Here is a 25,914-nt window from a genome sequence, read left to right as displayed (position 1 = left end):
GGGCGACTTTGAGACAACCTGTAGTTGCCCTGGGGGCCGGTACTTGGAGGCCGCGGGCTGCGGGTAAGCCGTAGACAACTACGGACAGCTGCAGAAACGCAGGAACACTGACGACACACCGCCGCACCACCCCAGGCCCGGAAACGGGCCGAACCGCCCGGATTGCGCCGGGCGCCCCCCACACCTACCGAACGTCTCCGCCGCAGACGCGTGGCCATATCCCGCGCCTCGGCACGAAAGTGGGCCGGGCCGATGGATGAAGGACAGTACTACCCGAGACTTGTGGGACCCTGCCGCGCGGCAGGCGGCACGACCGTGCTGGAACTCCGCGGCGAGCTGGACATCCTCGCCGTGTCGGTGCTGTCCGACCAGCTGGACGACCTCACCGGGGTCCAGGGCGCCGACCTCCTGCTGGACGTTCGCGCGGTGACGTTCATCGACTGCGCCGGCCTGTCGCTGCTCAGCCGCGCCCGCTACCGGACCCGGCAGCGGGGCGGCCGGCTCCGGCTGACCGGGGTCACCCGCGGCGGAAGCGTCGGGCGGCTGCTGCACATGACCGGGCTGGCCGGGACCTTCGACACCGTGTCCGACGAGGACGCCGGGGAACCGGCCGCCGGCACCACCGGACCGGCCGAGGTCACGGACGGCGCGGGCACCGCCGTCGCCTGACCGGCGCCCCGCCGCACACCGCCCGCGACCGGCGACGCGGCCGCTCGGCTCAGGCCGGGAGGGCCGCCTCGATGGCGTTCACCAGCTCCTCGGCCTCCGGCTCGGTCCGCGGCCGGAAGCGGCCCGCGACCCTGCCCTCGGCATCGATCAGGAACTTCTCGAAGTTCCACTGGACGTCGCCGGCCGCCCCCTCGGCGTCCTTGCTGCCCGTCAGCTCCGCGTACAGCGGGTGCTGGTCCGCGCCGTTGACATCGGTCTTCTCGAACAGCGGGAAACTCACGCCGTACGTCGCCGAGCAGAAGGTGGCGATCTCCTCGGAGGTGCCCGGCTCCTGGCCCGCGAACTGGTTGCTGGGGAAGCCCAGCACACTGAAACCACGGTCCCCGAAGCGCTGCTGCAGCCGCTCCAGACCCGAATACTGCGGGGTCAGCCCGCACTTGGACGCCACGTTCACCACCAGCAGGGCCCGGCCCCGGTAGTCGGCGAGGGAGGCGGGCTCACCGGTCAGGGTGCGCAGGGGGATGTCGTACAGGCTCACGGTCATGCTCCTCGTCGCGGTTTCGCGGATAGGGACGTCCTTCCTCCGTCCCAACAGCGGTGCCCGCGCGGATCTTCCCCGGATCGTCCACCGGCCAGGAAACCACCGGACGGAGCTCTCCCGAGCGCCACTCCTTGAGCAGCTGGTCGAAGATCGGGGTGTCCTCCTGGGGCCGGCGGCGGGCCTGCGGAGCCGGGGGCGGCAGCGGCGGCGGCTGGTGGGGGAGCGGGATACGCCGAAAGGGGTGCGTGGCGGGGTTCTTGGCGTCCATGCCCAGACTCAACCGGAAATCGGCTCCCCGAGTTGCGGGACGCGGCCGGGACGGCCCCCAGATGCCCCTGCGGTGGTGACGGGCAGAAGATACGTTCGCGCGCCGGAGGGGCCGGCGGATGTCCCGCCGGCCCCTCCGTCCTCATGTCCCAGGGGGCCCGGCCGCCGTGCTTCGCACAGGGCCGGGGCGTGCCGGGCCGGTCAGCTCCGGCACAGCAGTGAGGCGAGCACCTCCCGGAGCGCCGCCTCCGGGTCGGCCACCCGTCCCTCGGCCCGCCAGGCGACGAAGCCGTCGGGGCGCACCAGCACCGCGCCCTCCGGCGTCGTCCCGTGCTTCTCGGCCCAGTCGGCGCCCTCTTCGGGAGCCAGGTCGTCGTTCGGCCCGGTGCCGATCATGTAGCACTCCAGGCCCAGGCCGAACTCCTCGTTGGCGCCCTTGGCCGCGGTGCGCCACATCTCGCCGTCGGTGCCGGTCAGCAGGACGAAGGACTTCTCGTACAGATCGAGGGTCGAGCGGCGCTCGCCGGCGGCGTGCAGCCACATGTGCGGGGCGCGGGAGCCCGGTTCGCCGGTCAGCCGCAGCTGCTCGGGCACCACCGGCAGACCGGGATCGGCGCCGACGACCGCGCCCTGGGGGTAGCAGTAGCCCAGGGCCACGGTGAGCACCCCGCGCTGGCGGCCGCCGCCCGCGCCGGGCGCCGGGACGTACCCCGGGTGGCTGTGCTCGGCCGAGCGGGCCGAGGCACGGGCGCTGGTCTCCCGCGCCACCGGCTGCCGCTCCGCCTCGTACGACGCCAGCAGTCCGGGGTCCGCCCAGCCGTTCAGCACGGCGGCGAGCTTCCAGGCGAGGTTGTGGGCGTCCTGGATGCCGGTGTTGGAGCCGAACGCCCCGGTGGGGGACATCTCGTGGGCCGAGTCGCCGGCGAGGAAGACCCGGCCGGCCGCGTACCGCTCGGCGACCCGCTCGGCGGCGTGCCACGGCGCCTTGCCGGTGATCTCAACTGCCATGTCCGGTACGCCCGTTGCCCGGCGGATGTGCTCGATGCACCGCTCGTCGGTGAAGTCCTCCAGGGTCTCGCCCCGGTCCGGGTGCCACGGGGCGTGGAAGACCCACTCGGCCCGGTTGTCCACCGGCAGCAGGGCACCGTCGGCCTCGGGGTTGGTCAGGTAGCAGGCGATGAAGCGGCGGTCGCCCACGGCGTCCGCGAGCGCCGGCGCGCGGAAGGTGATGCTCACGTTGTGGAACAGGTCGCCGGGACCGGTCTGGCCGATGCCCAGCCGGCTCCGGACCGGGCTGCGCGGGCCGTCGGCCGCGATCAGGTAGTCCGCGTGGACGGTGGTCAGCTCACCGGTCTCCCGGTTCTTCAGGACCGCGGTCACACCCTGCGCGTCCTGTTCGAAGGAGCTCAGCTCGGTGGAGAACCGCAGGTCACCGCCGAGCTCCCGGGCGCAGCGCACCAGCACCGGCTCCAGGTCGTTCTGGCTGCACAGACACCAGGCGGACGGGCTGAACTTGGCCAGCCCGCCCCCCGGGTCGATCTCCTTGAACAGCCACTCCTGCTCGTCACCCGTGAGCGAACGGGCCTGCAGGATGCCGTGGTTGTCGGACAGCGTCGACGCGGCGTCGCGGATGCGCTGCTCGGCCCCGGCCACCCGGTACAGCTCCATCGTGCGGACGTTGTTGCCCCGCCCGCGCGGGTGGTGCGAGGTGTCCGAATGCTTCTCGACCAGCAGGTGTCTGACGCCCAGACGTCCCAGGAACAGCGAGGCGGACAGGCCGACCAGGGACCCGCCCACGACGAGTACCGGAACCCGGTCTTCGGCGGTGGGATTCATTGCGTGCTCCAGCTCCAGGGACGTGTACGGCAGATGGAGCACGAATGCCCGGCTGCGGCCGTGTTCGATCACGGTTCACCTGCATGGCTCACAGATCTCGCGCCACCCGTGGGTCCCGGCCACGATCGAATCCGGGACGCCCCCGGGACACCGGGCAGGCCGCCCCCACCATCCGGCTCAGTCACCGGATCGCACCGGAACTGACGACGCACCACTGGGGCCGTCGGGCCCCGAAGGAGATGCGTAGACGATGACAACGCTGTCGGAACGAATATCCCAGTCAGCCTTCGACGGCTCACGGCTGCGGGTCGTGCTGCTCCTGGATCTCCACGAGGGAGCCCAGCAGGACTTCCTGGAAGCCTACGAGCACCTGCGCAACCAGGTCGCGTCCGTCCCCGGGCACATCACCGACCAGCTGTGCCAGTCCATCGAGAACCCCTCGCAGTGGCTCATCACCAGCGAATGGGAGAGCGCACCGCCGTTCCTGGCCTGGGTCAACAGCGAGGAACACGTCAAGATGGTGCAGCCGCTGCACGGCTGTGTCCGCGACACCCGGTCGCTGCGCTTCAGTGTGCTGCGCGAGACCTCGAACATCGCCAGCCTCACGCCCGAGCCCCCCAAGGGACGGCTCCAGGCCAACCCCCGTGTCGGTGACGGCGTGGTACGGCACGCGCTGACCTTCACCGTGAAGCCGGGCAGTGAGTCGATGGTCGCGGAGATCCTCGCCGGCTACACCTCCCCGGAGGCCCGGGTCGACGACACCACCAGGCTCCGCCGCACCTCCCTCTTCATGCACGGCAACCGCGTCGTGCGCGCGGTCGAGGTGCAGGGCGACCTCGTCGCGGCGCTGCGGCACATCTCCCAGCAGCCCGAGGTCCGGGCCGTCGAGGAGGCCATCAACCCGTATCTGGAGCAGGACCGCGACCTCAGCGATCCGAACTCCGCCCGGGTGTTCTTCACCCGCGCCGCGCTGCCCGCGGTGCACCACGTCGCGGCGGCCGGGGAGCAGCCCGAGGGCATCCGCCGGCACGCGCTGTATTACCCGGCCAAGGAAGGCTGCGGCATGGCGCTGGCCCGGATGCTGGCCCGCCAGGACGAACTGGCCGCCGACGACCCGTCCTGCCCCGTCGCCGGCAGCACCATCTTCCAGCGCGACGACGTCGTGGTCCGGATGGTCGACCTGCGCATCCCCGTCGACAGCGACCCCATGCTGTCGCTCGGTGTCCGCGGTCCGCGCAAGACGGCCGTGCTGCGGCGCCTCATCGACACCGATGTGGCCGGCGGTCTGTCCAACGACCGCGAGATCGCGCACTTCCTGGAGCGCTCCGACATGGCCCTCATCACCGACCGCCGGGCACCGGGCGCCTGACGCCCGCCGGCCGTCGCAGGCCACTCACCCCCTTCACCCGCCGGCACCACGCCCCTGGAGGAACAGCCATGACCACGCACCGCCCACGCATCGTGGACCTCAGCGAGACCCAGCCCAACCGCCGGCGCGGAGGTGATCTGCGCGCCATGCTGACACCCAGCGCGGTGGGCGCCACGAGCGGCTTCATGGGCATGGCACTCGTGCAGCCCGGCGAGCGCATCGGCGAGCACTACCACCCGTACTCCGAGGAGTTCGTGTACGTCGTGCAAGGCGCGCTCGAAGTCGACCTGGACGGGGAGCCGCACCCGCTGCGCCCGGACCAGGGCCTGCTGATCCCGCCCTACATGCGGCACCGCTTCCGCAACGTCGGGGACGTCGAGGCCCGCATGGTCTTCCACCTCGGCCCGCTGGCGCCGCGCCCCGAGCTCGGCCACGTCGACACCGAGGGCACGGAAGAGGGCACACCCGTCGCGCCACCGGAACGCACGGAGCCGGTGTCATGACCCGCCGCGTGGCGGTCACCGGCGTCGGCATCGTCGCTCCGGGCGGCGTGGGCGTGCCCGCCTTCTGGGACCTGCTGTCCTCCGGCCGTACGGCGACCCGTGGCATCACCCTCTTCAACCCCGAGGGTTTCCGTTCACGTATCGCCGCCGAGTGCGACTTCGATCCCGCGGCCCACGGTCTGAGCGAGGAGCAGGTGGCCCGCTCGGACCGGTACATCCAGTTCGCGATGGTCGCCGCGGAGGAGGCGCTGCGCAGCGCCGGCCTGGACACCGGGGCCGAGGACCCCTGGCGCATCGGGGTGTCCCTGGGCACCGCGGTCGGCGGCACCACGCGCCTGGAGCACGACTATGTCGCCGTCAGCAGCCACGGTGCGCGCTGGGACGTCGACCACCGGCCGGCCGGCCGCCATCTGGAGCGGGCGTTCTCCCCGAGTTCGCTCGCCTCCGCGGTGGCGGAGCAGATCGGTGCCCACGGCCCGGTGCAGACCGTCTCCACGGGCTGCACCTCCGGCCTCGACGCCATCGGCTACGCCTTCCAGTCCATCGAGGAGGGCCGGGTCGAGGTGTGCGTCGCCGGCGCCTCGGACTCACCGATCTCCCCGATCACCGTGGCCTGCTTCGACGCGATCAAGGCGACCTCGGCGAACAACGACGACCCGGCACACGCCTCCCGTCCGTTCGACGCCCACCGCGACGGATTCGTGATGGGGGAGGGCGGCGCCGTCCTCGTCCTGGAGGAGCTGGAACACGCCCGCGCCCGCGGCGCGACCATCCACTGTGAGATACGCGGCTACGCCACCTTCGGCAACGCGTACCACATGACCGGTCTCACCCAGGAAGGCCTGGAGATGGCTGAGGCGATCAACCGCGCACTCGGTCACGCCAGGGTCGACGCCACCCAGGTGGACTACGTCAACGCGCACGGCTCGGGCACCCAGCAGAACGACCGGCACGAAACGGCCGCGGTCAAGCGGTCGTTGGGTGCCCACGCCCACAAGGTGCCGATGAGTTCCATCAAGTCCATGGTGGGCCACTCGCTCGGGGCGATCGGCGCGATCGAGATCGTGGCCTGTGTGCTGGCACTCACCCACCAGGTGGTGCCGCCCACGGCCAACTACGAGACTCCGGACCCGGAGTGCGACCTCGACTACGTGCCCAAGACGGCCCGGGAGCTGCCGCTGCGTTCGGTGCTCTCGGTCGGCAGCGGCTTCGGTGGATTCCAGTCAGCTGTGGTACTGACCCGACAGGGTGGGAGGGCATCATGAGCTCCCCTGAAGAACGTCGTTCCGTCGTCACCGGTATCGGTGTCATCGCCCCCAACGGGGTGAGCACCGAGACCTTCTGGAAGGCGACGGTGGAGGGCATCAGCGTCCTCGACCGCGTCACCCGTGAGGGGTGCGAGCATCTGCCCCTCAAGGTCGCCGGTGAGGTGCGGGGCTTCGACCCGGCGGATCTGATCGAGGAGCGCTACCTCGTCCAGACCGACCGGTTCACCCACTTCGCGATGGCGGCGGCCAACCTCGCGCTGGACGACGCCCGGCTCGGCCGTGCCGACTACAACGACTCACCGTTCGCGGTGGGGGTCGTCACGGCCGCCGGGTCGGGCGGCGGCGAGTTCGGCCAGCGGGAGCTGCAACGGCTCTGGGGCCAGGGCTCCCGCCATGTCGGCCCGTACCAGTCGATCGCCTGGTTCTACGCCGCGAGCACCGGACAGATCTCCATCCGCGGCGGCTTCAAGGGGCCGTGCGGAGTCGTGGCCAGCGACGAGGCGGGCGGCCTGGACGCCCTGGCGCATGCCGCCCGCACCATCCGGCGCGGCACCGATGCCGTCGTCGTGGGTGCCGCCGAGGCACCCCTGGCTCCCTACTCGGTCGTCTGCCAGCTCGGCTATGACGATCTGAGCAAGCTCGACGATCCGGCCCGCGCCTACCGCCCGTTCACCAGCGGCGCGTGCGGATTCGTGCCCGCAGAGGGCGGCGCGATGCTGATCGTCGAGGAGGAGACGGCGGCCGTGAGCCGCGGGGCGAGTGTCCGGGCCGTGCTGGCCGGGCATGCCGCGACCTTCACCGGGGCCTCCCTGTGGGAGGAGTCCCGGGCTGGGCTCGCCCATGCGATCCGTGGCGCGCTGGAGGACGCGCGGTGCGCCCCGGAGGAGATCGACGTGGTGTTCGCGGACGCGCTCGGCGTCCCCGCGGCCGACCGGGCCGAGGCGCTGGCGCTCGCGGACGTCCTGGGCCGGCACGCCTCGCAGGTCCCGGTGACCGCACCCAAGACGGGCACCGGACGGGCGTACTGCGGCGCCCCCGTCCTGGACACCGCGGCCGCGGTGCTCGCGATGGAGCACGGCGTCGTGCCGCCCACCCCCAACGTCGTCGACGTCTGCCACGAGCTTGACGTGGTGACCGGCCGGGCCCGCCCCGCCGAGTTGCGGACGGCGCTGGTGCTGAGCCGGGGACTGATGGGCTCGAACGCGGCGATGGTGCTGCGGAAGGGCTCCGGCTCCCCCTCATGAGAAGGAGAACCTCAGATGACCGCTCAACTGACGCTCGATGAGCTGGCCGCGCTGATGAAGTCGGCCGCCGGCCTCACCGTCGACCCCAAGGAGCTGGCGAACCGGCAGGACGCGACCTTCGCGGACTTCGGCCTGGACTCGCTCGGCCTCCTCGGCATCGTGGGCGAGCTGGAGAACCGGCAGGGCCGGCCGATGCCGACCGACGCGGAGCGCTGCAAGACGCCGCGCGACTTCCTCGCCCTCGTCAACACCGCCAACGACACCGTACCTACGACAGGAGCATGACATGCCCGGCCACACCGAGAACGACATCACCATCGCGGCGCCCCTCGACCTCGTCTGGGACATCACCAACGACATCGAGAACTGGCCGCAGCTGTTCAGTGAGTACGCCTCGGTCGAGGTGCTGTCCAGGGAGGGCGACAAGACCACCTTCCGGCTGACGATGCACCCGGACGACAACGGCACGGTCTGGAGCTGGGTCTCCGAGCGCGTCGTCGACCGTGAGAACCGCTCGGTCCGCGCCCGCCGCGTCGAGACCGGCCCGTTCGCGCACATGGACATCCACTGGAAGTACGCCGAGATCCCGGGCGGCACCTCCATGCACTGGACCCAGGACTTCGCGATGAAGCCCGACGCCCCGGTCGACGACAAGGGCATGACCGAGATGATCAACCGCAACTCCCGGATTCAGATGGAGCTCATCCGGGACCGGATCGAGCAGCGGGACCGCGAGCGCCGGTCCGCCACCGTCAGCTGACGGCCGCCAGGCCGCGTGCGGACCGCCACCCGGCGGCAACGAAGGGACCCCTGATGCATCACGCTCTGATCGTCGCCCGCATGAAACCCGGTTCGGCTCCGGACATCGCCGAGGTCTTCCGGGCCTCGGACCGTACGGAACTGCCGCACCTGGTCGGTGTCTCGCGGCGGACCCTCTTCCAGTTCGGTGACGTGTACCTGCACCTCATCGAATCCGACCGGCCGCCCGGCCCGGAGATCGCGAAGGTGACGGAGCACCCCGAGTTCCGCGCCGTCAGCGACCAGCTGTCCGCCTTCGTCAGCGCCTACGACCCGGAGACCTGGCGAAGCCCCAAGGACGCGATGGCCCAGCAGTTCTACAGCTGGCAGCGCGACGGCAGCAGCTGAGGAACGCGCGAGAGCCGGGGCGATCCCCCGGCTCTCGCGCGTTCCCGGGAGAAACGGGACCGCCCGGCGCGGAGCAGCCTCCGCGCCGGGCGACCCGCCGTTTCCGGAACCGCTCACTCAGGAACGGTGCACTCGAAGGCGTGCAGATACGGGTTGACGACGAGGATCTCGCCGACCTTCAGCCCGGCCTCCGCCATCCGGCTGACCAGGCTCGCCTTGGTGTGCTTGGCGCCGCCGACATTGAGCAGCAGCAGCAGGTCCATGGCGGTGGTGAACTTCATGGACGGGCTGTCATCGACGAGGTTCTCGATGATCACGACGCGGGCGCCGGGCCGGGCGGCCCGGACGACGTTCGCCAGCGTCCTGCGGGTGCTCTCGTCGTCCCACTCCAGGATGTTCTTGATGATGTAGACATCGGCCTGGACCGGGATGTCGTCGCGGCAGTCGCCGGGCACGATCCGTACCCGTGAGGCCAGCGCGCCGCCGTCCCGCAGCCGCGGGTCCGGGTTGGCCACGACCGTGGGCAGGTCGAGCAGGGTGCCCTGCAGCGTGGGGTGCTTCTCCAGCAGGCTGGCGAGAACATGTCCCTGGCCACCGCCGATGTCGGCCACCGAGGACGCCCCGGTCAGATCGAGCAGCCCCGCGATGTCCTGCGCCGACTGCTTGCTGGACGTGGTCATCGCCCGGTCGAAGACCTCGGCCGACTCCCGTGCGTCCTGGTGCAGGTAGTCGAAGAACCCCTTGCCGTACAGGTCGGGGAAGACGCTGCGGCCGGAGCGCACCGCGTCGTCCAGCCGCGGCCAGGCATCCCAGGTCCACGGCTCCGTGCACCACAGGGAGATGTAGCGCAGGCTGTTCGGGGTGTCCTCCCGCAGCAGCCGGGACATCTCCGTGTGGACGTACTTCCCGTCCTCGGTCTCGGCGAAGATCCCGTAGCAGGACAGCGCGCGCAGCAGCCGGTCCAGCGGCCGCGGCTCGGTCTTCACCGTGGCGGCCAGCTCCTCCGCGGTGGCGGGCCGGTCGCCGAGCGCGTCGGCGACGCCGAGGCGTGCCGCCGCCCGTACGGCCGCCGCACACGCGGCTCCGAAGATGAGCTCCCGGAGCTGCATGGCGGGCTGGGGAGTGGAACTTACGGTGGTCATGGCGCCTCTACTCTCCCGTCGCGGAGGGGTTCAGCCCGTCCCGGTGCAGCCGCCGGCACAGCCCGGCCGGCTCCGAGGTCCGGCAGACGTTGCCGATGAAGCGGTTGCCCCTGCCGGGCAGGTCCCGGTTGGCCAGGTCCACCGGCTTGTTCCGCAGCACGATGTTGTGGCTGATGACGTTGTGGTGGTTGAGCACCTTCACGAAGCTGTGGAACAGCACGACACCGCCGGAGAGCCGGGACTTGCCGTGGTGGTCCCGGATCACGTTGCGCCGCACCAGGACGTGCTCGGCGCCGGTGAGCACGATGCCGGACCCCTGGATGTCCGGCAGCCGGCTGTTGCCGCGGCAGAACTTGTTGTTCTTGTAGATGGAGTTGTTCCGTACCGTCAGCGCGCCGGCCTGGGGGCGGGACTCGTCGCCGACGACGAACACCCCACCGCAGTTCCTGGTGATGGTGTTGTAGCCGACCGTGAGGTTCCTGACCCGGCGGATGGTGACGCCGATGCGGTTGCCCGCGAGGTAGTTGTCGCTGATCACGGCGCCCCGCGTGTCGGCGCCGCCGCCTTCTTCCTTGGTCTTGTTCGCGAGGAAGATGCCCGCGTCGCCGTTGTCGATGGCGTTGTTGTCCCGGAACATGCCCCGGATCGACTTCTCCTGCGCGATGCCCCACACACCGTTCTTCCGGACGGTCACGTGGTGTACCGAGAGCCGGTCGGTCCCGGAGGCGAAGATCCCGTTCTTCTTGAAGCCCCGGACGGTCAGCGAGCGGATGCTGACGTCCCGCAGCGGCCTGCCCTTCCCGATGACGCAGATGCCGTTGCCGTCCCGCCCGCAGGCGTTCGTGGCCCGCCTGCCCGACGGGGTGATCACCGTCTTGTGGCCCGCGCCGATCAGGCGCAGCCGCGACTTGTTGATGAACACGCTCTCCCGGTAGATACCGGGCCGGACGACGATGGTGTCACCCGGTCTCGCTCTGTTCACCGCGCGCTGGATCGATTCGCCTGCGTGGACGACATGGCGTCCCGAGGCGTCGCAGGGGGACGCCGCGCCCAGGCCGCCGATCATCATCGCGGCGACGCAGCCCATGTATTTCATCTGTCGTAGCACCATGAGGCGAAGCTATGGGCGATCACTTCCGCTCGCCACACGTGGTGAGCCGATCGTCACGGTGTGTGCATCGGGCAGCTTTCGACACGCCGTCAGTTCCGTTGCCCGGCCTGCCGTCGGGCCCGACATCAGGGCCGGTCAACGGGCCTTTCGGCGGCCTTGCCGGGGGTGCCGGGCGTGTCGGAACGCGGTCCGGAATCGGCTGGTCCGGAATCAGCTGACCGGGTATCGGACGGGTCGTCGGACGGCGTATCCGACGGTGCGTCGGGCCCGGTGCCGGACCGGGCGTCCGACGGGTCGTCAGCCGGCTCGTCCGGACCCGCCTCGGTCAGGAAGGCCGCCAGGCTGGTCGGCAGAAACCACGGTCGGGCGCGGAAAACGGTCACGGAAGACCAACGCGCCAGGCCCGGCCGACGACACCGGCGCGGGGGCAGTGAACCCGCTTGATCACCCCAACGGCCGCGGTGCGGGCGGCCCGCCGCCCGCCGGAGACCGCTCAGCGGCCCTCGCGGACCGCCGTCTCGATACCGTCCAGGATGACGCCCAGTCCGATGTCGAAGGTGCTGCGCGCCTCGCGCTCCATATAGGGGACCGCGTCGCCCGGGTCCGGGGCGGCACCCTCCGTCTCCAGCCGCACCAGCAGTGGATACCGCTCGGCGAAGTCGGGGACCATCTCGGTCAGCAGGCCGGAACGGGCCTGCCACCACTCCTCGTCGGACACCCCGGTCGAGGCCGCGGCCTGCCGTGACTCCGTGACGGTCTGCGCGGCGCCGCGGATGAAGTGGAACAGCGCCCCGACCACCCGCCGCAGCACCCCGGAGCTCAGCCCGGTCGTGTACAGCAGGTGCAGCAGCGTCTCCAGCGCGCGGTATTCGTTGGGGCCGAGCACCGGGCGGGCCTGGGAGACCTGCAGCACCCAGGGGTGGCGGAGGGAGAACTCCCAGGTGTCCTCGGCCCAGGAGGTCACCGCGGCGCGCCAGCCCGGCGTCAGGTCGTACTCGGTGGGCATCTCGGCGAGCACGTGGTCGTACATCAGGTCCACCAGCTCGTTCTTGCCGGGGACGTAGGTGTAGAGCGCCATCGCGGTCCGGCCCAGCCGCTCACCGACCGCGCGCATGGACAGCGCCGCCATGCCGTCGGCGTCGGCGACCGCCACCCCGGCCTCCACGATCGCCGCCACGCTCAGCGCCGGTTTGGGCCCCGGCCACCGGCGGGTCCGCGCCCCGTCGGTGCCCTCCCCGCGCCACAGCAGCGTCATCGAACGACGGGCGTCGCCCTGGCCCGCAAAAACCACCACTTGCTAACTCCTTACGGCGTAAAGTAGCGTCCCCGAGTGAACTCTTTACGGTGTAAAGATATCAGGGGGCTGGCAACGCACATGGGGGACCGGCAGACCCGGCGGCGGCCGGACGAAGGGGAGAAACCGGCCGCGGACCACCACGACATGATCCAGGTACGCGGCGCCAGGGAGAACACTCTCGCCGATATCTCGCTCGACATTCCCAAGCGCCGCCTCACCGTCTTCACCGGCGTCTCCGGCTCGGGAAAGTCCTCGCTGGTCTTCGGCACCATCGCCGCCGAGTCGCAGCGGCTCATCAACGAGACCTGCACGGCCTTCATCCAGTCCTTCATGCCGCGTCAGGGCCGCCCCGACGTCGACGCGTTGCACCATCTGAGCGCGGGCATGTGCCAGGAGTGCCAGGGCCTCGGCCGGGTCCCGCCGATCGACACCCGCCGGCTGGTGGACACCGAACTCTCCCTCAACGAGGGGGAGATCACCGCTCCCGGCTTCACCGTCGGCTCGTGGTATTGGCAGACCCTCGCCCACTCCGGGCTCACCCCAGCCCCTGCTGCTCCATGGAGGACCCGATGACGGCCGTGCCCGTCGCGCTCATCCAGGTCACCGACGTCCGGCGGCTCACCCCGCACATGGTCCGCTTCACCTTCGCCGGTGACGGCCTCGACGACTTCCTCACCTGGCCCGACCAGCAGCTCAAGCTGCTCTTCCCCAAACCGGGGCAGCGCGCGCCCCGGCTGCCCGACGCCGCCGACGGCGACGCGATGCGCTGGTATCAGGCCTACCTCGCCCTGCCCGAGGATGAACGGCCCTGGATGCGCAGCTACACGGTGCGCTCCCACGACCCCGTCCGGCACCGGATCACCGTCGACTTCGTGCTGCACGGCACGCCGGAGACGGCCGGCCCGGCGACCCGGTGGGCGGCCTCCGCCGCCGTGGGCGACACCCTCGCCCGGTACGGCCCGGCCGCCGAGTACGCCAGGGCGCTGCCGCTGGACCGGGCCGACTGGGTGCTGCTGGCCGGCGACGCGACCGCGCTGCCGGCCCTCGGCTCCCTCGTCGAGGCGCTGCCGGCCGGCACCCGCGCACTGGCCTGCGTCGAGGTGCCCGGCCCGGCCGATGAGCAGCGCTTCACCACCCGGGCTGACCTCACCATGCGGTGGGTGCACACGGACGGGCGCGGCGACGCCCTGCCGGCGGCCGTCCGCGCCCTCACCTTCCCGCCCGGGACGGTCTTCGCCTGGCTGGCGGGTGAGGCGGGGACGGTCCGCGCCCTCCGGCGCCATCTGGTCGGGGAGCGCGGGATCGAAAAGCGGCAGATCGACTTCAGCGGGTACTGGCGCCGGAGCCTGACCCAGGACGACGCGCCCACCGAGGAGGACCTCGCCGAGGCGCGGGAACGCCTCGCGGCCGCCCGGCCGCCGCAGGGCTGAGGGCTGCCGTGTGCGGCGGGCCGCTCAGCCCGCCCGCTCCGCCGCGCTGCGCTCGACGCAGAACTCGTTGCCCTCGATGTCGGCCAGCGTCGCCCACCCGGTCCCGTCCGTCCGCCGGTGGTCGGCCACCATCGTCGCGCCGAGCGCCAGCAGCCGCTCGACCTCCTCGTCCCGGCCCCAACCCTGCGGCTGCAGATCCAGGTGCACCCGGTTCTTCACCGTCTTGGCCTCGGGAACCGTGATGAACAGCAGCGCACTGCCCGCGGACGTGACCGTGGCCTCCGGATCGCCCGGCAGATCGTCCTCGGCCAGTGAGCCGTCCAGCACCTGTGCCCAGAAGCTCGCCAGGCGGTAGGCGTCGGTGCAGTCGATGGTGAGGTGGCGTACCAGTGAAGTCATGGGCGTCACTATGTGGTTGGGGCTGCGGGCTGTCCACCGGGATTACGGCGGACGGCGCACCGGCGGCTCCGGGAGCCGTGACCTGGTGCGGGCCCGGGGCTTAGCGCGTCCCCGACGGTGGCGGTGCGGCCCGTGCGACAACTGCGTGCGGCTGCCGCAGAGTTCGTCCGGCCGGGGCGGTCCGGGCGGCGAGCGGGCGGCGGAGCGCCCGTCCGGCCGCGCCCCGTACCGCGCCCGCTCCCGGGTTTGTCCCCCACACCCATTCAAGTCGCCCGCCCTCGTCGTCTACAGTTGCAGAATTCCGCAATTCAACAGATGACGCGACGGCCGTGCGGCCTGAACGCGGAGGACATGCGTGGGCGGTTTCGCCGAATCGGCAGGGGAACGGGTATGTGCGGCGCGGTCCGCGACCGGAACCGGGAGCGGGGCGCGGACATGAATGGTGCGTGGTCCCCGGTCTGTCAGGCCAAGGCCGAATTCTTCCGGATGCTGGGCCATCCGGTCCGTATCCGGGTGCTGGAGCTGCTCCAGAGCGGGCCGATGCCGGTGCGCGGGCTGCTCACCGCGATCGGGGTGGAGCCGTCCGCGCTCTCCCAGCAGCTGGCGGTGCTGCGCCGCTCGGGGCTGGTGACGGCCACCCGCAGCGGTTCCACCGTCGTCTACGAGCTGGCCGGCGACGAGGTCACCGAGCTGCTGCGGGCCGCCCGCCGGGTGCTCGCCGAGGTGCTCACCGGGCAGCACGCCCTGCTGGCCGAACTCCGGCAGGCCGAGCCCCGGACCCGGCCCACGGCCGGCGGGGTGCCGGCGGCCGGCGGAGTGGGGGCGGTCTCGTGAACCACGCGCTCCGCTCCACCGACGGTGACCGGACGGGAAACGTCCGCATGTGCCCCACCGGGACAGGGTGATCGCTGATGTCCGGCACACCACGGCGTAAGGGGCCGCCGCCCTGGCGGGCGGTCCGCTCCCGCACCTGCATACCCACGCGCTCCGGCCCGGGCACCGTACGGCCCTGCCGGGGACGCCCCCCTGGGCGCGGGACGCTCCGTACGGCACGCGGACACGGCCGCGTCTGCCCGGAGGGCGCCGCCCACCGGCACACCTCGGCGCGCTGCGGTGTCCGGCGGCCCCGGGCGACCGCGGTCCGCCCCGGCACCCAGCTGGCACGGCTGCCCGGTGCGGTCCTGCTCACCCACCACGCTCCCCGGCGCAGCCTGTGGCGACGGGTGTTCCTCTACTTCGTCGTCAGCCATCTGCTGCTGGTCTTCCTGGCGCTCGTCATCTATCTGGGCCGGCACGCCGGGACATAGCGGGCGCACCGGCCCCGGCGCTGTCCCGGCCGGGCCCCGCGGCCGCCGCGGCCGTGAGCCCCCGGACCCGCCACAGCCAGCCGACGTCCCGCCCGAAGGACCACACGAGCAGCGCCAGCGCCCCGCCCACCGCGGTGGCCGCCGCGGTGGGCGGCAGCACTCCGGAACCGGCCAGGACCAGCACGACACCCTGGAGTGCCGCCACGGTCTTCCGGGCCATGCTGTGCGGCAGCGCGCCGCCCAGCCACGGCAAGAACCAGGACGCCGCGACGAAGACGTACCGCATGAGGCCGATGCACAGCACCCAGGCACCCAACGGCACCACGAGAAACACACACAGCACCAGGATGAGGAAGGCGTCGACCTCCATGTCGAAGCGTGCGCCCAGCGGGGTCACCGTGCCGGTGCGCCGGGCCACCTGACCGTCCACCGCGTCCAGGACCAGCGCCACGGCGGCGAGCACGACCAGTACCGCGACCGGCGCCGGCCGGGCGAAGGAGTCCGCGACCAGCGCAGTCACCCCGCCGACGAGGATCGTGCGGGCCAGCGTGACGCGGTTGGCCATGCCGAACGACGGGCTCCACGACCGGCGCAGCGCGACGGTGAGCACGCCCCAGGTGGCCACGGCGAACACACCGCCCGTCAGCCACCCGACGGTGCCCAGACCGGCCACCCGGCGCAGTGCTTCCAGGACGAGCAGCTGCACTCCGGTGCCTGCCGTAATGTCCGGTCCGAACGGCCTTGTGTCGTAACGCTCTTGTACAGCCACCATGCCTCCCGGGATGTGTGGCGGAGTGGAGAGGTGCCGCGTATGGTGACGGCGTTCTCATGATCCCCAGCATCGACGAATCATCGCCGGAGCGTCCAGGAGGATTCCGATGCCGCGCGTCGCTTGTGCGTTTTGGATAAACGCTCCAGGTCACGGAGAAATCCGTGCCGTACCCTTGCCGGAACCCGGCCCGGACGAGGTTCTGGTGCGCACACTCTGTTCCGGAGTCAGCCGCGGAACGGAGACTCTGGTCTTCCGGGGCGGTGTGCCCGAGAGCCAGCATTCCGTGATGCGGGCGCCCTTTCAGGAAGGCGACTTTCCCGCCCCTCTCAAATACGGCTACCTCAATGTCGGCGTCGTCGAGGAAGGGCCGTCGGCGCTGCTGGGCCGTACGGTCTTCTGCCTCTATCCGCACCAGACGCACTACGTCGTCCCGGTGAGCGCCGTCACTCCGGTACCCGATTCCGTCCCCGCGTCGCGAGCCGTCCTGGCGGGCACCGTCGAGACCGCGGTGAACGCCCTGTGGGACGCCGCGCCGCTGGTCGGCGACCGGATCGCGGTGATCGGTGCGGGCATGGTGGGCTGCAGCGTCGCCGCGGTCCTCGCCCGCTACCCCGCGGTCCGGGTGCAGTTGGTGGACGCCGACCCCGCGCGGGAGGCGACCGCCAGGGCACTGGGCGTGGACTTCGCGCTGCCGCAGGACGCGCTGGGCGACTGCGACCTCGTCGTCCACGCCAGCGCCACCGAGCAGGGACTCGCCCGCGCGCTCGAACTGCTCGCCCCCGAAGGCACCGTCATCGAGCTGAGCTGGTACGGAGACCGGCAGGTCAGCCTGCCGCTGGGGGAGGCCTTCCACTCCCGCCGGCTGGTCGTCCGCAGCAGCCAGGTGGGCGCGGTCTCCCCGGCCCGCCGCGCCCGCCGTACCTTCGCCGACCGGCTCGCCCTCGCCCTGGACCTGCTCGCCGACCCCGCCTTCGACGCGCTGGTCACCGGCGAGTCCGCCTTCGAGGAGCTGCCGGAGGTGCTGCCCCGGCTCGCCTCCGGCGCTCTCCCGGCACTGTGCCACCGCATCCGGTACGGACCGGCGGACGACTGAAACCCCCTTGAGAACGCCTTGAACCCGCCCCGGCGACACCGCCACTGAGACCCACATCACACCGGAGGAACGGCCTTGTTCAGCATCACCGTCCGCGATCACCTGATGGTCGCCCACAGTTTCCGTGGCGCGGTCTTCGGCCCCGCGCAGCGCCTGCACGGCGCGACCTTCATCGTGGACGCGACCTTCCGCCGCCCCGAACTCGACGCCGACAACATCGTCGTCGACATCGGTCTGGCCACCCGTGAACTCGGCGCCGTGGTCGGGGAGCTGAACTACCGCAACCTCGACGACGAGCCCGCCTTCGCCGGTATCAACACCTCGACGGAGGCTCTGGCCAAGGTCGTCGCCGACCGGCTCGCCGACCGCATCGAGGCGGGCAACCTCGGCGAGGGCGCCCGCGAACTGGCCGGGATATCGGTGACCTTGCACGAGTCCCACATCGCCTGGGCGACGTACGAGCGCACTCTGTGACCCGCACCGGCACCACCGCCGCGGAGCGCGTGGTGCACTTCGTCCTCCCCGGTGACGTCGACGATCCGGCGGCCCCCAGCGGCGGCAACACCTACGACCGCCGGGTGTGCCGCGACCTCCCGGCCGCCGGCTGGCAGGTCCGCCCGTACGCACTTCCCGGTGGCTGGCCGCAGCCGGACGCCACGGCCCGTGCGGAGCTGGCCGGGCGGCTGGCGGCGCTGCCGGACGGCGCCGTGGTCCTCCTCGACGGACTGGTCGCCTGCGGCGTCCCCGAGATCCTCGCCCCCGAGACGGAACGGCTGCGGCTCGCCGTCCTGGTCCACCTCCCGCTGGGCGACGAGACCGGCCTCGATCCCGCCCTGGCCGTGGAGCTGGACGCCCGCGAACACCGCACCCTGCACGCCGTGGAGGCCGTCGTGGCCACCAGTGACTGGGCCGCCCGCCGGCTCGTCACCCACCACGGACTGCCGGCCGCGCGGGTGCACGCGGTCCGGCCGGGCGTCGACCCGGCGCCGCTCGCGCCCGGCACCGACGGTGCCACCGGCCTGCTGTGCGTCGCGGCGGTCACCCCGCGCAAGGGACAGCACCGGCTGATCGACGCGCTGGCCACCGTCACCGAACTGCCGTGGAGCTGCGCCTGCGTGGGGGCGCTCGGCCGCGATCCCGGATACGCCGACCGACTCCGCCGCACGGTGACCGGATTCGGCCTCGACGACCGGATCACCTTCACCGGGCCGCGCACCGGCGCGGACCTGGAGGCGCGCTACGCCGCCGCCGACCTGCTGGTGCTCACCTCGTCCGCCGAGACCTACGGCATGGTCGTCACCGAGGCGCTGGCGCGCGGGATTCCGGTGCTCGCGACGGCGGTGGACGGCGTACCGGAGGCGGTCGGGCAGGACCCCGACGGCGGGGTGCCCGGCCTGCTCGTGCCGCCCGGCCGGCCGGCGGCGCTCGCCGACGCGCTGCGCGGCTGGCTGGGCGATCCACAACTGCGGGACCGGGTCAGGAATTCGGCGCGCGCACGGCGTGCCATGCTGGAGGGGTGGGAGATGACGTCGCACAGCCTGGCCGGAGTGCTGGAACGGCTCCGGGACGAGCCCCGGAGCACGCGATGAGCGCGCAGGAACGGCCTCGATTCGCCCCGCGCTGGCTGGAGTTGCGGGAACGCGCCGACGCCGCGGCGCGGGCCCCCGAGCTGCTGCGCCCGCTGCGGGCGTGGCTGGAGGCGCGGCCCGCCCCGGCGGGCCCGCCCGGCAGCGCCGGTGGTCTGGTGGTCCGCGACCTCGGCTGCGGCATCGGCTCGATGGGGCGCTGGCTCGCCGTCCGGCTGCCCGGACCGCAGGAGTGGGTGCTGCACGACCTGGACCCGGACCTGCTCGCCCTCGCCGGTGCGCGGATGCCGGTGACGGCCGCCGATGGCACACCCGTCACCGCCACGACCGCACGCGGCGACCTCGCCGCCCTCACCGCCGACGACCTCGCCGGCACGTCCCTGGTCACCGCCTCCGCACTGCTCGATCTGCTCACCCGTGAAGAGGTGGAGGACCTCGCCGAGGCCTGCGTCGGCGCGGGCAGCCCGGTGCTGCTGGCGCTCTCCGTCGCCGGGCGGGTCGAGCTGAGCCCGGCCGACCCCTTCGACGCCCGGCTCACCGGCGCCTTCAACGACCATCAGCGCCGCACCGACCAGGGCCGGGCGCTGCTCGGCCCGGACGCGGTCGCGGCGGCGGTGGAGGCGTTCGAACGGCGCGGTGCGACGGTGCTGGTGCAGTCCAGCCCGTGGCGGCTCGGCTCCGCCGAATCCGGGCTGATCGCCGAATGGCTGCGCGGCTGGGTCGGCGCCGCGCACGCCCAGCAGCCGGAGCTGGCGCCCGAGGCCGTCGCGTATCTGCGCCGGCGGCTGGAGGAGTGCGCGGCGGGTGAGCTGACCGTGGCGGTGCATCACATCGATCTGCTGGCGCTGCCCCCGTACCCGTCCGGGAACGTGTGATGAAGCGGGCCCGCTGGGTGGCCTGGCTCAGGATGCTCGCGGGACTCGGCATCCTGGTGGCCCTCGTCTGGCATCTGGGCTCGCAGGTCTTCCTGGACGGGCTGCGCCGGATCGACGCCGCCACCCTGGCGGCCGCGCTCGCCATCGGCGTGCTGACCACGGTGTGCAGCGCCTGGCGCTGGTGTCTGGTGGCCCGCGGCCTCGGGCTGCGGCTGCCGCTCGGCCGGGCCGTCGCCGACTACTACCGGGCGTTGTTCCTCAACGCGGCGCTGCCCGGTGGCGTGCTGGGCGATGTGCACCGCGCCGTCCACCACGGCCGCAGCTCCGGCGCCCTCGGCCGGGGCGTGCGCGCGGTGGCCCTGGAGCGGACCGCCGGCCAGGTCGTCCTGCTCGTGACCGGGGTGGTGGTGCTGCTCGTCCGCCCGTCGCCGGTCCTGGCACCGGTCACCCGCTTCCTCGCCTCGCCCGCCGTGGCGCTGTCCGTGGCCGCCGCGGGTCTGCTGGTGGCGGTGGTCGCCGTCCGGCTGCGCCGCCGCCGGGGCGCCTCCCGCGCCGAACGCGCCCTGCGCACCGTCCTGGCCGAGGCACGCCAGGGCCTGCTGGCCCGCGGTGTCTGGCCCGGCGTCGCGCTGTCGTCCGTGGCGGTGCTGGCGGGCTACCTCGGGATGTTCGTGCTGGCCGCCCGGGTCGCCGGGGTCACCGCACCGGCCGCCGAACTGGTGCCGCTGGTGGTGCTGGCGCTCCTCGCGATGGCGCTGCCGCTGAACGTGGGCGGCTGGGGCCCCCGGGAAGGCGTCGCCGCCTGGGCCTTCGGCGCCGCCGGACTGGGCGCGGCGCAGGGACTCACCACCGCGGTGATCTACGGCGTCCTCGCCTTCGCCGCGAGCCTCCCGGGGGCGGCGGTGCTGCTGGCACGGGTCTCCCCGCTGCCCGTGGAGCGCCCTGCGACGGCAAGTCCCTTGCCCGGAACGGCGGATGGGCCTCACCGTACGGCGAGTACGGGGATCATCCGGCAACGCGCCGCGCGGGTCCCGTCGGCGCCGGTCGGGGGACCGTACCCGGCGCCGCGGGTCCACGCGGAACGGGGAGAGCCCTCCTAGGGCCTGCCCGGCCCGCCCAACGGCCCGTCGTCCGCCCGCAGTTCGAGTTCGAAGAGGGTGTCCTCGCCGAGCAGGGCGCGTCGCAGCGGCGGGCGCAGGGCCTCCCGCATCACCGAGGTGCCGGGAAACCGCAGACCGGGGATGCCGTCGCCGAGCAGCACCGGTGCGACGGTGACGTACAGCCGGTGCAGCGCCCGTTCCCGCAGAAAGCGCGACACGGTGACCCCGCCCCCCTCGATCAGCACCCGGCCCAGCCCGCGCCGCGCCAGCGCCGCCAGCAGACGTTCCGGGGCGAACGCCGCCTCGTCCGGCAGCGCCAGGACCTCGACCCCGGCGCCCGGTGCCGTGGGGGTGACCTCCGGTCCCACCACCCACAGGGTCGGCGCGGCGCCGTCCGTGAACACCCCGTGCGCCCGCGGCACCCGGCCGCGCGGATCGAGCACCACCCGCACCGGATTGTCGCCCGTACAGGCGCGGACGGTCAGCCGCGGATCGTCGGCCACCGCCGTGCCGGCCCCGACCAGCACCGCATCGGACAGGGCGCGCAGCCGGTGCAGATGGCAGCGGTCCTCCGGGCCGGTGACATAGTCGGCGTCGCCGGTGCGGGTCGCGATGAAGCCGTCCAGGCTCTGCCCGAGTTGCGCGAACGCGACCCGGGGACCCGCCAGGCAGAGCGGCAGATAGCGGTCGGCGAGTTCCACCGCCTCCGCTGTGGCGGGCCGTCCCCAGCGCAGTCCGCCGTCCCCGTCCGCCACCATGCCGGCGGCGCGGGCCTCGTCCACCGTACGGACCCGCCGCAGTCGGTCCCAGGCGGCTGCCGCGTCGAGTGCCTCAGTCATCGGCTTCCGTCCGGTCGTCGAACAGTGCGGCATATTCCCCGAATGCGTCGGCCAGCCCGGCCAGCAATTCCCGCCCCTTCCGGGCGGACGCCCGTGACGGCCGCCCGATGACGCCGGATTCGGTATAGGCCGACATGCCGAGCGTCAGCAGGTGCTTCCGGTCATCGGCGATGCAATCCGCCGATTCATAGCCTTCCTTGACCAATTCGGGATGGGCATGCAGCAGAATGGACGTCTCGACCTCTCCGGCATGCATATCGGTGTGCGACGGCGTCTCCACCCCGGCCCGGGTGCGCGCCGCGTCCCAGTCGGCCGATCCGGGGAACAGTGCCATCCGCACACCGTGCCCGGCGGATTCCTGAACGACATTGCGCAGGACGTAATTTCCGCCGTGTCCGTTGATGAGAATCAGGGTGTCGATACCGGACCTGCGGAGCGAATCGGCGATGTCCGTGACGACCGCGTGCAGGGTGCGCGCCGAAATGCTGACGGTTCCCGGCCAGGCGGCGTGCTCCTGCGAACAGGACACCGTCAGCGGCGGCAGCACCTGGACCGGCCGGCCGGCCGCCACCTCCCGGGCGATGGTGCAGGCGATGACGGTGTCGGTGGTCAACGGCAGGAAGGCGCCGTGCTGTTCGAAGCTGCCGACGGGCAGCACGGCCAGCGTCGGCCGCCGTGCCCGGATGTCCTCCGTGGTGTCCGCCGGCAGCGGTCCCGGCGCCGGGGTCGGGTGTCCCGATGAGGTCATGGGAGGCTGCGGCCTTTCGTCGCCGACTCGCGGAGTCGTGGTTGTCACAGCATCAGTTGTCACGGCGTCGCAGCATACTTGTTGTCATTATGAGTGAGTTCTGCCGATCATTTAGCCGCGCGGGTACGATCGCGCCATGATGGACCCCGACGACTCTGCCGGTGCCGACCTCCGTGTCGCAATCGATGATGCCCTCGGCCAAAAGCCGGGCGTGGAACAGGTGGTGACGGCCAGGCTGCCCACGACCTACGGCGAATTTCTCGCCGTCGGCTATCTGGACCGCCGTAGCGGTATCGAGCAAGTGGCTCTGGTCCACGGTGATGTGGTGGTGCCGGAGCCGGTGCTGACCCGGGTGCATTCAGAATGCCTGACCGGTGATGCCTTCGCGTCCACCCACTGTGAATGCGGCGACCAATTGTCCGAGGCGCTGCGCGCGATCGTCGCGGCCGGGCGCGGCATTCTGGTCTATCTCCAGGGCCACGAGGGCCGTGGTATCGGACTGCTGGCCAAGCTCCGCGCGATGAAGCTGCAGGAGGGCGGGCTGGACACGGTCGAGGCGAACATCGCGCTCGGGCTGCCGGTCGACGCCCGTGACTACGGCGTCGCGGCGGAGATCCTCCAGGATCTCGGTGTCCGGTCGGTGCGCCTGATGTCGAACAACCCGCGCAAGCGCGAGGCGCTGCGGCGGCACGGTATCGCCGTCGCCGAACAGGTCCCGCTGCTGATGCCGCCCCGTGCGGAGAACATCCGCTACCTCCGCGCCAAACGGGAGCGCCTCGACCACGACCTGCCGCACCTGGACGGCATCCACGGTCTGACCTGACGCCGGGGGCACCCGCACCGCACACGAGGAGGGAGGGCCCGCGACACGGGGTCGCGGGCCCTCCCTCGGTGCATGTCCGGCCTGCGGATCAGGAGACGGCGGGTGCCGCCTCGGCCGGGGTGGCCTCTTCCTGCCGCGCCGGTACGACACGCTCCGCGAGGTGACCGAAGACCAGCCCGAAGGCGGCCCACAGCACCAGTTGGACGGCGAGCGCCGACATCCGGAACTGCCAGAGCAGCGTGCCGGGGAAGCCCTCCGGCACATTGTCGTAGCCCGGCAGGAACGCGTAGGCGAGGCCGATGGCGACCACGAACGCGGCGCCGGCCACGACCGTGGCGTTCCAGTTGCCCAGCTTCGGTGCCAGCCTGCGGCCGAGGAGCGTGGCGGCGACGGCCAGCAGGATGCCGAGCAGCATCATCAGGAAGAACAGAGCGGTGCGGGTGCCGATGGTGTCGGGGTCCCCGACGGCCGGGGGGTTGGCCGGGTACTTCAGGAACGGCACGAGGTAGACGACCAGCAGCGCGGCGCCGGAGAGCAGCGCCGCCGTGGTGCGGGCACCGAACCGGCCGATCCGCCCCAGGGCGAAGCAGAAGACCAGTGCGGCGATCCCGCCGAGCGCCACGCCGTAGACCAGTACGCCGGTCGCCAGCCCCGCCGTGGACTGCACACCGCGGCTGACGACCTCCATCCCGTGTTCGTGGCTGTGCGCGTCCTCGAAGGCGATGGCGGCGTCCACCTTCGGTTCACCCAACAGGTAGGCGACGACGAGGGCCAGGAGACCGGCGGCCAGACCGGCGAGCATCCCGCGCACCAGGAGGTTTCTGATGGTGACGGAGTTCATGGGTGCGAAGTCCGATCAGTGGCAGGGGAAGCCGAGAAGGTGGCGCCCGTCGTGGACCCACTCATGGACCTCCGTGCCCGAGAGCAGCGAGGTGGCACCCTGCTCGGCGCCGATGAAGTACAGCAGAACCAGCATCAGGACGCCGACGAACAGCGCCCACGGTGCGATGGCCTTGAGGGGGATCGGAGCCGGGGTGACGGCGCCGGCGGCCGGGGGTGCGATGGTCTGAGCCATGGCAGGACCTCCTGTGCGGGGGAACTCGCGTCCCTGTTCGTTGGAGTGCGTGACAACATGCCGGGTCTGGCTCGCCCGGTCCCGGCCCTCTGGGCTGGTCAAAACCGGACATACAGTGGCGCGACCGCGCCGGGATCTCACCGGCTTCCGTCATGTCGTCGTCAATATCATCGGGAAGGTACCGCGAACCGCCCTCCCGGCCAAGACCACGAAGGGGGCGGAAAGGTGCAGGACAGGGCGCGCCCTCAGGGCAACTCCCTTGTACGGATGACGGGTTGCCGTCCGCCGCGGACCGAGAGAAGAGGACATGACAACTCGGGTGATGTTGGTCTCACCGGCAGCAGGGGAGGCCCAGCGTGCGGTGCGCTTCGACGACGACGGTCCGCTGAGCGAGGCCGGGCTGCGCCGCGTCCGGTCCGCCGCCGGGGAGCTGCCGGCCGCCGGCCGGGCCTTCGCCTCGCCCTCCGTCCGGTGCCGCCGCACGGCGGAGGAGCTGGGGCTGTCGGCGCTGCCCATGGAGGAGCTGGCGGGCGGCGCGATGGGTGACTGGCGCGGGCGGACGCTGGACGAGATCGCCGGTGCCGAGCCGGCCGCGGTGTCCGCCTGGCTCGCGGACCCGGACTTCGCCGGGCACGGCGGGGAGTCGCTGCGGCAGCTGTGCGACCGGATCGCGGACTGGCTGGCGCGGACGGCGACGGAGGCGGGCCGGGTGCTGGCCGTCGTCGAACCGGATGTGGTGCGCGCCGCGGCGGTGTGCGCCCTGCGGGTCCCCCTGGACGCGTTCTGGCGGCTGGACGTCCCGCCGCTGACCGTGACCGAACTGAGCGGCCGGGGCGGGCGCTGGAATCTGGGACTGGGGCGGGAGCTGGGCCGCAGGTGAGGGCGGTGTGACGGTAAAACTTTAAAATTCAGCGGCCTCTCATCTACACATAAAGGCGACATAAGCGCAGAATAAAGATGCGCGGCCCGATGCCACGCGGAACGGCCGGTTTGCGAACGAAGGAGGCGAGTCGCATGGCCGACGTCTCACACCACAGGGGAGATCTCGCAGGTCACCCCGATGCTTCTGAGATGCAGGTCCGGTATGAGCGGGTACTCGGCGGGCGTGATGTGGTCCTCGTCGACGGGCCGGTGCTCCTGGTCGGCCTGTATTGCGCCGTCTCCCCATGGATTCTCCACTTCTTCGCCGCGCAGCCGGCGCTCATGGTGCACAACCTCATCCTCGGTCTCGCCATCGCCCTGATGGCGGTCGGATTCACCGTGGCTCCCGACCGGATGTACGGCCTGAGCGGTGCGATGTGCGCGATCGGCGTGTGGATGATCATCTCGCCGTGGATCGTCGGCAGTTCCCCGGACGCCGGCGTGATCTGGAACAACATCGTCATCGGTGCGCTGACCTTCCTGCTCGGCGCCATGTGTGTCGCCGCGGCCTCCAAGAGCCGCCGCGGCACCTGACCGCGCTCTCCACGGGGGC

At 72.0% G+C, this 25,914-nt stretch carries 30 protein-coding genes, 1 pseudogene and 1 riboswitch; of the genes and pseudogenes, 20 read left to right on the top strand and 11 right to left on the bottom strand.

Annotated elements, in window-relative coordinates; genetic code table 11:
• The first annotated feature begins 252 nt into the window (after nt 1–252).
• The gene (locus ACGFN2_RS07975) at nt 253–669 is read left to right on the top strand and encodes an STAS domain-containing protein (protein WP_393358375.1); all 417 of its coding nucleotides are present in this window, start codon (nt 253–255) and stop codon (nt 667–669) included.
• Between the two features lie 49 nt (nt 670–718).
• Here ACGFN2_RS07975 and ACGFN2_RS07970 read toward each other — a convergent pair whose 3' ends face one another.
• Nucleotides 719–1,207, bottom strand: a complete 489-nt coding sequence (locus tag ACGFN2_RS07970) for a glutathione peroxidase (RefSeq protein WP_393358585.1) — start codon at nt 1,205–1,207, stop codon at nt 719–721.
• A 471-nt stretch (nt 1,208–1,678) separates the two neighbouring features.
• On the bottom strand, nt 1,679–3,313 hold the full coding sequence (locus ACGFN2_RS07965; protein WP_393358583.1) for an FAD-dependent oxidoreductase: 1,635 nt from the start codon (nt 3,311–3,313) through the stop codon (nt 1,679–1,681).
• A 250-nt stretch (nt 3,314–3,563) separates the two neighbouring features.
• Here ACGFN2_RS07965 and ACGFN2_RS07960 point away from each other — a divergent pair, with 250 nt between their 5' ends.
• The 7 genes from ACGFN2_RS07960 to ACGFN2_RS07930 all read left to right on the top strand — a co-directional run bounded on the left by ACGFN2_RS07960 (nt 3,564) and on the right by ACGFN2_RS07930 (nt 8,843).
• Entirely contained in the window at nt 3,564–4,682 is a 1,119-nt protein-coding gene (locus ACGFN2_RS07960; RefSeq protein WP_393358373.1) for a SchA/CurD-like domain-containing protein, read from the top strand.
• Between the two features lie 68 nt (nt 4,683–4,750).
• On the top strand, nt 4,751–5,185 hold the full coding sequence (locus ACGFN2_RS07955) for a cupin domain-containing protein (protein WP_362612756.1): 435 nt from the start codon (nt 4,751–4,753) through the stop codon (nt 5,183–5,185).
• The gene (locus ACGFN2_RS07950) at nt 5,182–6,450 is read left to right on the top strand and encodes a beta-ketoacyl-[acyl-carrier-protein] synthase family protein (RefSeq protein WP_362612754.1); all 1,269 of its coding nucleotides are present in this window, start codon (nt 5,182–5,184) and stop codon (nt 6,448–6,450) included. Before ACGFN2_RS07955 ends, ACGFN2_RS07950 begins: the two co-directional genes overlap by 4 nt.
• Nucleotides 6,447–7,697, top strand: a complete 1,251-nt coding sequence (locus ACGFN2_RS07945) for a ketosynthase chain-length factor (RefSeq protein WP_393358370.1) — start codon at nt 6,447–6,449, stop codon at nt 7,695–7,697. The genes ACGFN2_RS07950 and ACGFN2_RS07945 overlap by 4 nt, the downstream gene beginning before the upstream one ends.
• Before the next feature lie 15 nt (nt 7,698–7,712).
• Entirely contained in the window at nt 7,713–7,982 is a 270-nt protein-coding gene (locus tag ACGFN2_RS07940; protein WP_362612749.1) for an acyl carrier protein, read from the top strand.
• A gap of 1 nt (nt 7,983) precedes the next feature.
• Entirely contained in the window at nt 7,984–8,457 is a 474-nt protein-coding gene (locus tag ACGFN2_RS07935) for an SRPBCC family protein (RefSeq protein ID WP_362612747.1), read from the top strand.
• Nucleotides 8,458–8,510: 53 nt separating this feature from the next.
• Complete coding sequence (locus ACGFN2_RS07930; protein WP_362612746.1) at nt 8,511–8,843, top strand: TcmI family type II polyketide cyclase; 333 nt, start codon at nt 8,511–8,513, stop codon at nt 8,841–8,843.
• A 113-nt stretch (nt 8,844–8,956) separates the two neighbouring features.
• On the opposite strand, the gene ACGFN2_RS07925 is transcribed toward ACGFN2_RS07930, so the two are convergent.
• The 3 genes from ACGFN2_RS07925 to ACGFN2_RS07915 all read right to left on the bottom strand — a co-directional run bounded on the left by ACGFN2_RS07925 (nt 8,957) and on the right by ACGFN2_RS07915 (nt 12,390).
• Nucleotides 8,957–9,985, bottom strand: coding sequence for a methyltransferase (locus tag ACGFN2_RS07925; protein WP_393358367.1), 1,029 nt, complete (start codon nt 9,983–9,985; stop codon nt 8,957–8,959).
• Nucleotides 9,986–9,992: 7 nt separating this feature from the next.
• The gene (locus ACGFN2_RS07920; protein ID WP_362614018.1) at nt 9,993–11,096 is read right to left on the bottom strand and encodes a right-handed parallel beta-helix repeat-containing protein; all 1,104 of its coding nucleotides are present in this window, start codon (nt 11,094–11,096) and stop codon (nt 9,993–9,995) included.
• A 493-nt stretch (nt 11,097–11,589) separates the two neighbouring features.
• Nucleotides 11,590–12,390, bottom strand: coding sequence for a TetR/AcrR family transcriptional regulator (locus ACGFN2_RS07915; RefSeq protein WP_393358365.1), 801 nt, complete (start codon nt 12,388–12,390; stop codon nt 11,590–11,592).
• 81 nt (nt 12,391–12,471) lie between these two features.
• Here ACGFN2_RS07915 and ACGFN2_RS07910 point away from each other — a divergent pair.
• Nucleotides 12,472–12,930, top strand: a pseudogene (locus ACGFN2_RS07910) (excinuclease ABC subunit UvrA); the annotation flags it as partial.
• A gap of 32 nt (nt 12,931–12,962) precedes the next feature.
• Complete coding sequence (locus ACGFN2_RS07905) at nt 12,963–13,823, top strand: siderophore-interacting protein (RefSeq protein ID WP_393358363.1); 861 nt, start codon at nt 12,963–12,965, stop codon at nt 13,821–13,823.
• A gap of 24 nt (nt 13,824–13,847) precedes the next feature.
• On the opposite strand, the gene ACGFN2_RS07900 is transcribed toward ACGFN2_RS07905, so the two are convergent.
• Nucleotides 13,848–14,222, bottom strand: coding sequence for a VOC family protein (locus tag ACGFN2_RS07900; RefSeq protein WP_393358361.1), 375 nt, complete (start codon nt 14,220–14,222; stop codon nt 13,848–13,850).
• Between the two features lie 435 nt (nt 14,223–14,657).
• On the opposite strand from ACGFN2_RS07900, the gene ACGFN2_RS07895 reads away from it, so the two are divergent.
• Complete coding sequence (locus ACGFN2_RS07895; protein WP_362614028.1) at nt 14,658–15,056, top strand: metalloregulator ArsR/SmtB family transcription factor; 399 nt, start codon at nt 14,658–14,660, stop codon at nt 15,054–15,056.
• A gap of 77 nt (nt 15,057–15,133) precedes the next feature.
• Nucleotides 15,134–15,529, top strand: a complete 396-nt coding sequence (locus tag ACGFN2_RS07890) for a DUF6126 family protein (RefSeq protein WP_393358359.1) — start codon at nt 15,134–15,136, stop codon at nt 15,527–15,529.
• Here the strand turns inward: ACGFN2_RS07890 and ACGFN2_RS07885 are convergent.
• Nucleotides 15,498–16,298 carry a CDP-alcohol phosphatidyltransferase family protein gene (locus ACGFN2_RS07885; RefSeq protein ID WP_393358581.1) on the bottom strand — a complete coding sequence of 267 codons (801 nt, stop codon included), beginning with the start codon at nt 16,296–16,298 and terminating at the stop codon, nt 15,498–15,500. The two genes, ACGFN2_RS07890 and ACGFN2_RS07885, sit on opposite strands and share 32 nt — an antisense overlap.
• 109 nt (nt 16,299–16,407) lie before the next feature.
• On the opposite strand from ACGFN2_RS07885, the gene ACGFN2_RS07880 reads away from it, so the two are divergent.
• The 5 genes from ACGFN2_RS07880 (at nt 16,408) to ACGFN2_RS07860 (ending at nt 20,955) form a co-directional block, all read left to right on the top strand.
• Nucleotides 16,408–17,394 (top strand): zinc-binding alcohol dehydrogenase, encoded by a 987-nt coding sequence (locus ACGFN2_RS07880; protein ID WP_362614036.1) that lies wholly within the window; start codon nt 16,408–16,410, stop codon nt 17,392–17,394.
• Nucleotides 17,395–17,469: 75 nt separating this feature from the next.
• Nucleotides 17,470–17,868: a 6-carboxytetrahydropterin synthase gene (locus ACGFN2_RS07875; protein WP_362614039.1), complete on the top strand. Its 399-nt coding sequence runs from the start codon at nt 17,470–17,472 to the stop codon at nt 17,866–17,868.
• Complete coding sequence (locus tag ACGFN2_RS07870; RefSeq protein WP_393358356.1) at nt 17,865–18,983, top strand: glycosyltransferase family 4 protein; 1,119 nt, start codon at nt 17,865–17,867, stop codon at nt 18,981–18,983. Before ACGFN2_RS07875 ends, ACGFN2_RS07870 begins: the two co-directional genes overlap by 4 nt.
• Entirely contained in the window at nt 18,980–19,855 is an 876-nt protein-coding gene (locus tag ACGFN2_RS07865; protein ID WP_362614043.1) for a class I SAM-dependent methyltransferase, read from the top strand. Before ACGFN2_RS07870 ends, ACGFN2_RS07865 begins: the two co-directional genes overlap by 4 nt.
• Nucleotides 19,855–20,955 carry a lysylphosphatidylglycerol synthase transmembrane domain-containing protein gene (locus tag ACGFN2_RS07860; protein ID WP_393358354.1) on the top strand — a complete coding sequence of 367 codons (1,101 nt, stop codon included), beginning with the start codon at nt 19,855–19,857 and terminating at the stop codon, nt 20,953–20,955. The genes ACGFN2_RS07865 and ACGFN2_RS07860 overlap by 1 nt, the downstream gene beginning before the upstream one ends.
• On the opposite strand, the gene ACGFN2_RS07855 is transcribed toward ACGFN2_RS07860, so the two are convergent.
• Entirely contained in the window at nt 20,952–21,794 is an 843-nt protein-coding gene (locus ACGFN2_RS07855; RefSeq protein ID WP_362614050.1) for a RibD family protein, read from the bottom strand. The genes ACGFN2_RS07860 and ACGFN2_RS07855 overlap by 4 nt on opposite strands.
• A complete protein-coding gene (locus ACGFN2_RS07850) occupies nt 21,787–22,542 on the bottom strand; it encodes a creatininase family protein (protein WP_393358352.1) in 756 nt (251 codons plus the stop codon). The genes ACGFN2_RS07855 and ACGFN2_RS07850 overlap by 8 nt, the downstream gene beginning before the upstream one ends.
• 139 nt (nt 22,543–22,681) lie before the next feature.
• Here ACGFN2_RS07850 and ribA point away from each other — a divergent pair, with 139 nt between their 5' ends.
• The gene (gene ribA / locus ACGFN2_RS07845; RefSeq protein ID WP_362614055.1) at nt 22,682–23,365 is read left to right on the top strand and encodes a GTP cyclohydrolase II; all 684 of its coding nucleotides are present in this window, start codon (nt 22,682–22,684) and stop codon (nt 23,363–23,365) included.
• Nucleotides 23,366–23,453: 88 nt separating this feature from the next.
• On the opposite strand, the gene ACGFN2_RS07840 is transcribed toward ribA, so the two are convergent.
• The gene (locus ACGFN2_RS07840) at nt 23,454–24,206 is read right to left on the bottom strand and encodes a CbtA family protein (protein ID WP_393358350.1); all 753 of its coding nucleotides are present in this window, start codon (nt 24,204–24,206) and stop codon (nt 23,454–23,456) included.
• A 15-nt stretch (nt 24,207–24,221) separates the two neighbouring features.
• The gene (locus ACGFN2_RS07835) at nt 24,222–24,440 is read right to left on the bottom strand and encodes a CbtB-domain containing protein (RefSeq protein ID WP_085923396.1); all 219 of its coding nucleotides are present in this window, start codon (nt 24,438–24,440) and stop codon (nt 24,222–24,224) included.
• Nucleotides 24,441–24,504: 64 nt separating this feature from the next.
• Nucleotides 24,505–24,589, bottom strand: a riboswitch (cobalamin riboswitch).
• Between the two features lie 158 nt (nt 24,590–24,747).
• Here ACGFN2_RS07835 and ACGFN2_RS07830 point away from each other — a divergent pair.
• Both ACGFN2_RS07830 and ACGFN2_RS07825 read left to right on the top strand, forming a co-directional pair.
• Nucleotides 24,748–25,320, top strand: coding sequence for a histidine phosphatase family protein (locus tag ACGFN2_RS07830; protein ID WP_393358347.1), 573 nt, complete (start codon nt 24,748–24,750; stop codon nt 25,318–25,320).
• Nucleotides 25,321–25,454: 134 nt separating this feature from the next.
• The gene (locus tag ACGFN2_RS07825; protein ID WP_362612576.1) at nt 25,455–25,895 is read left to right on the top strand and encodes an SPW repeat protein; all 441 of its coding nucleotides are present in this window, start codon (nt 25,455–25,457) and stop codon (nt 25,893–25,895) included.
• The last annotated feature ends 19 nt before the right edge of the window (nt 25,896–25,914 follow it).

Origin of the sequence: Streptomyces sp. NPDC048612, from assembly GCF_043199295.1 — a bacterium.
Classification (GTDB): domain Bacteria; phylum Actinomycetota; class Actinomycetes; order Streptomycetales; family Streptomycetaceae; genus Streptomyces.
This window is presented reverse-complemented; position numbering and strand designations above follow the sequence as displayed.

Coding starts and splice junctions, on each gene's coding strand:
- ACGFN2_RS07975 (WP_393358375.1), top strand. CDS start 253: ATGGATGAAGGACAGTACTACCCGAGACTTGTGGGACCCTGCCGCGCG.
- ACGFN2_RS07965 (WP_393358583.1), bottom strand. CDS start 3,313: ATGAATCCCACCGCCGAAGACCGGGTTCCGGTACTCGTCGTGGGCGGG.
- ACGFN2_RS07960 (WP_393358373.1), top strand. CDS start 3,564: ATGACAACGCTGTCGGAACGAATATCCCAGTCAGCCTTCGACGGCTCA.
- ACGFN2_RS07955 (WP_362612756.1), top strand. CDS start 4,751: ATGACCACGCACCGCCCACGCATCGTGGACCTCAGCGAGACCCAGCCC.
- ACGFN2_RS07950 (WP_362612754.1), top strand. CDS start 5,182: ATGACCCGCCGCGTGGCGGTCACCGGCGTCGGCATCGTCGCTCCGGGC.
- ACGFN2_RS07945 (WP_393358370.1), top strand. CDS start 6,447: ATGAGCTCCCCTGAAGAACGTCGTTCCGTCGTCACCGGTATCGGTGTC.
- ACGFN2_RS07940 (WP_362612749.1), top strand. CDS start 7,713: ATGACCGCTCAACTGACGCTCGATGAGCTGGCCGCGCTGATGAAGTCG.
- ACGFN2_RS07935 (WP_362612747.1), top strand. CDS start 7,984: ATGCCCGGCCACACCGAGAACGACATCACCATCGCGGCGCCCCTCGAC.
- ACGFN2_RS07930 (WP_362612746.1), top strand. CDS start 8,511: ATGCATCACGCTCTGATCGTCGCCCGCATGAAACCCGGTTCGGCTCCG.
- ACGFN2_RS07925 (WP_393358367.1), bottom strand. CDS start 9,985: ATGACCACCGTAAGTTCCACTCCCCAGCCCGCCATGCAGCTCCGGGAG.
- ACGFN2_RS07920 (WP_362614018.1), bottom strand. CDS start 11,096: ATGGTGCTACGACAGATGAAATACATGGGCTGCGTCGCCGCGATGATG.
- ACGFN2_RS07905 (WP_393358363.1), top strand. CDS start 12,963: ATGACGGCCGTGCCCGTCGCGCTCATCCAGGTCACCGACGTCCGGCGG.
- ACGFN2_RS07900 (WP_393358361.1), bottom strand. CDS start 14,222: ATGACTTCACTGGTACGCCACCTCACCATCGACTGCACCGACGCCTAC.
- ACGFN2_RS07895 (WP_362614028.1), top strand. CDS start 14,658: ATGAATGGTGCGTGGTCCCCGGTCTGTCAGGCCAAGGCCGAATTCTTC.
- ACGFN2_RS07890 (WP_393358359.1), top strand. CDS start 15,134: ATGTCCGGCACACCACGGCGTAAGGGGCCGCCGCCCTGGCGGGCGGTC.
- ACGFN2_RS07880 (WP_362614036.1), top strand. CDS start 16,408: ATGCCGCGCGTCGCTTGTGCGTTTTGGATAAACGCTCCAGGTCACGGA.
- ACGFN2_RS07865 (WP_362614043.1), top strand. CDS start 18,980: ATGAGCGCGCAGGAACGGCCTCGATTCGCCCCGCGCTGGCTGGAGTTG.
- ACGFN2_RS07860 (WP_393358354.1), top strand. CDS start 19,855: ATGAAGCGGGCCCGCTGGGTGGCCTGGCTCAGGATGCTCGCGGGACTC.
- ACGFN2_RS07855 (WP_362614050.1), bottom strand. CDS start 21,794: ATGACTGAGGCACTCGACGCGGCAGCCGCCTGGGACCGACTGCGGCGG.
- ACGFN2_RS07850 (WP_393358352.1), bottom strand. CDS start 22,542: ATGACCTCATCGGGACACCCGACCCCGGCGCCGGGACCGCTGCCGGCG.
- ribA (WP_362614055.1), top strand. CDS start 22,682: ATGGACCCCGACGACTCTGCCGGTGCCGACCTCCGTGTCGCAATCGAT.
- ACGFN2_RS07840 (WP_393358350.1), bottom strand. CDS start 24,206: ATGAACTCCGTCACCATCAGAAACCTCCTGGTGCGCGGGATGCTCGCC.
- ACGFN2_RS07835 (WP_085923396.1), bottom strand. CDS start 24,440: ATGGCTCAGACCATCGCACCCCCGGCCGCCGGCGCCGTCACCCCGGCT.
- ACGFN2_RS07830 (WP_393358347.1), top strand. CDS start 24,748: ATGACAACTCGGGTGATGTTGGTCTCACCGGCAGCAGGGGAGGCCCAG.
- ACGFN2_RS07825 (WP_362612576.1), top strand. CDS start 25,455: ATGGCCGACGTCTCACACCACAGGGGAGATCTCGCAGGTCACCCCGAT.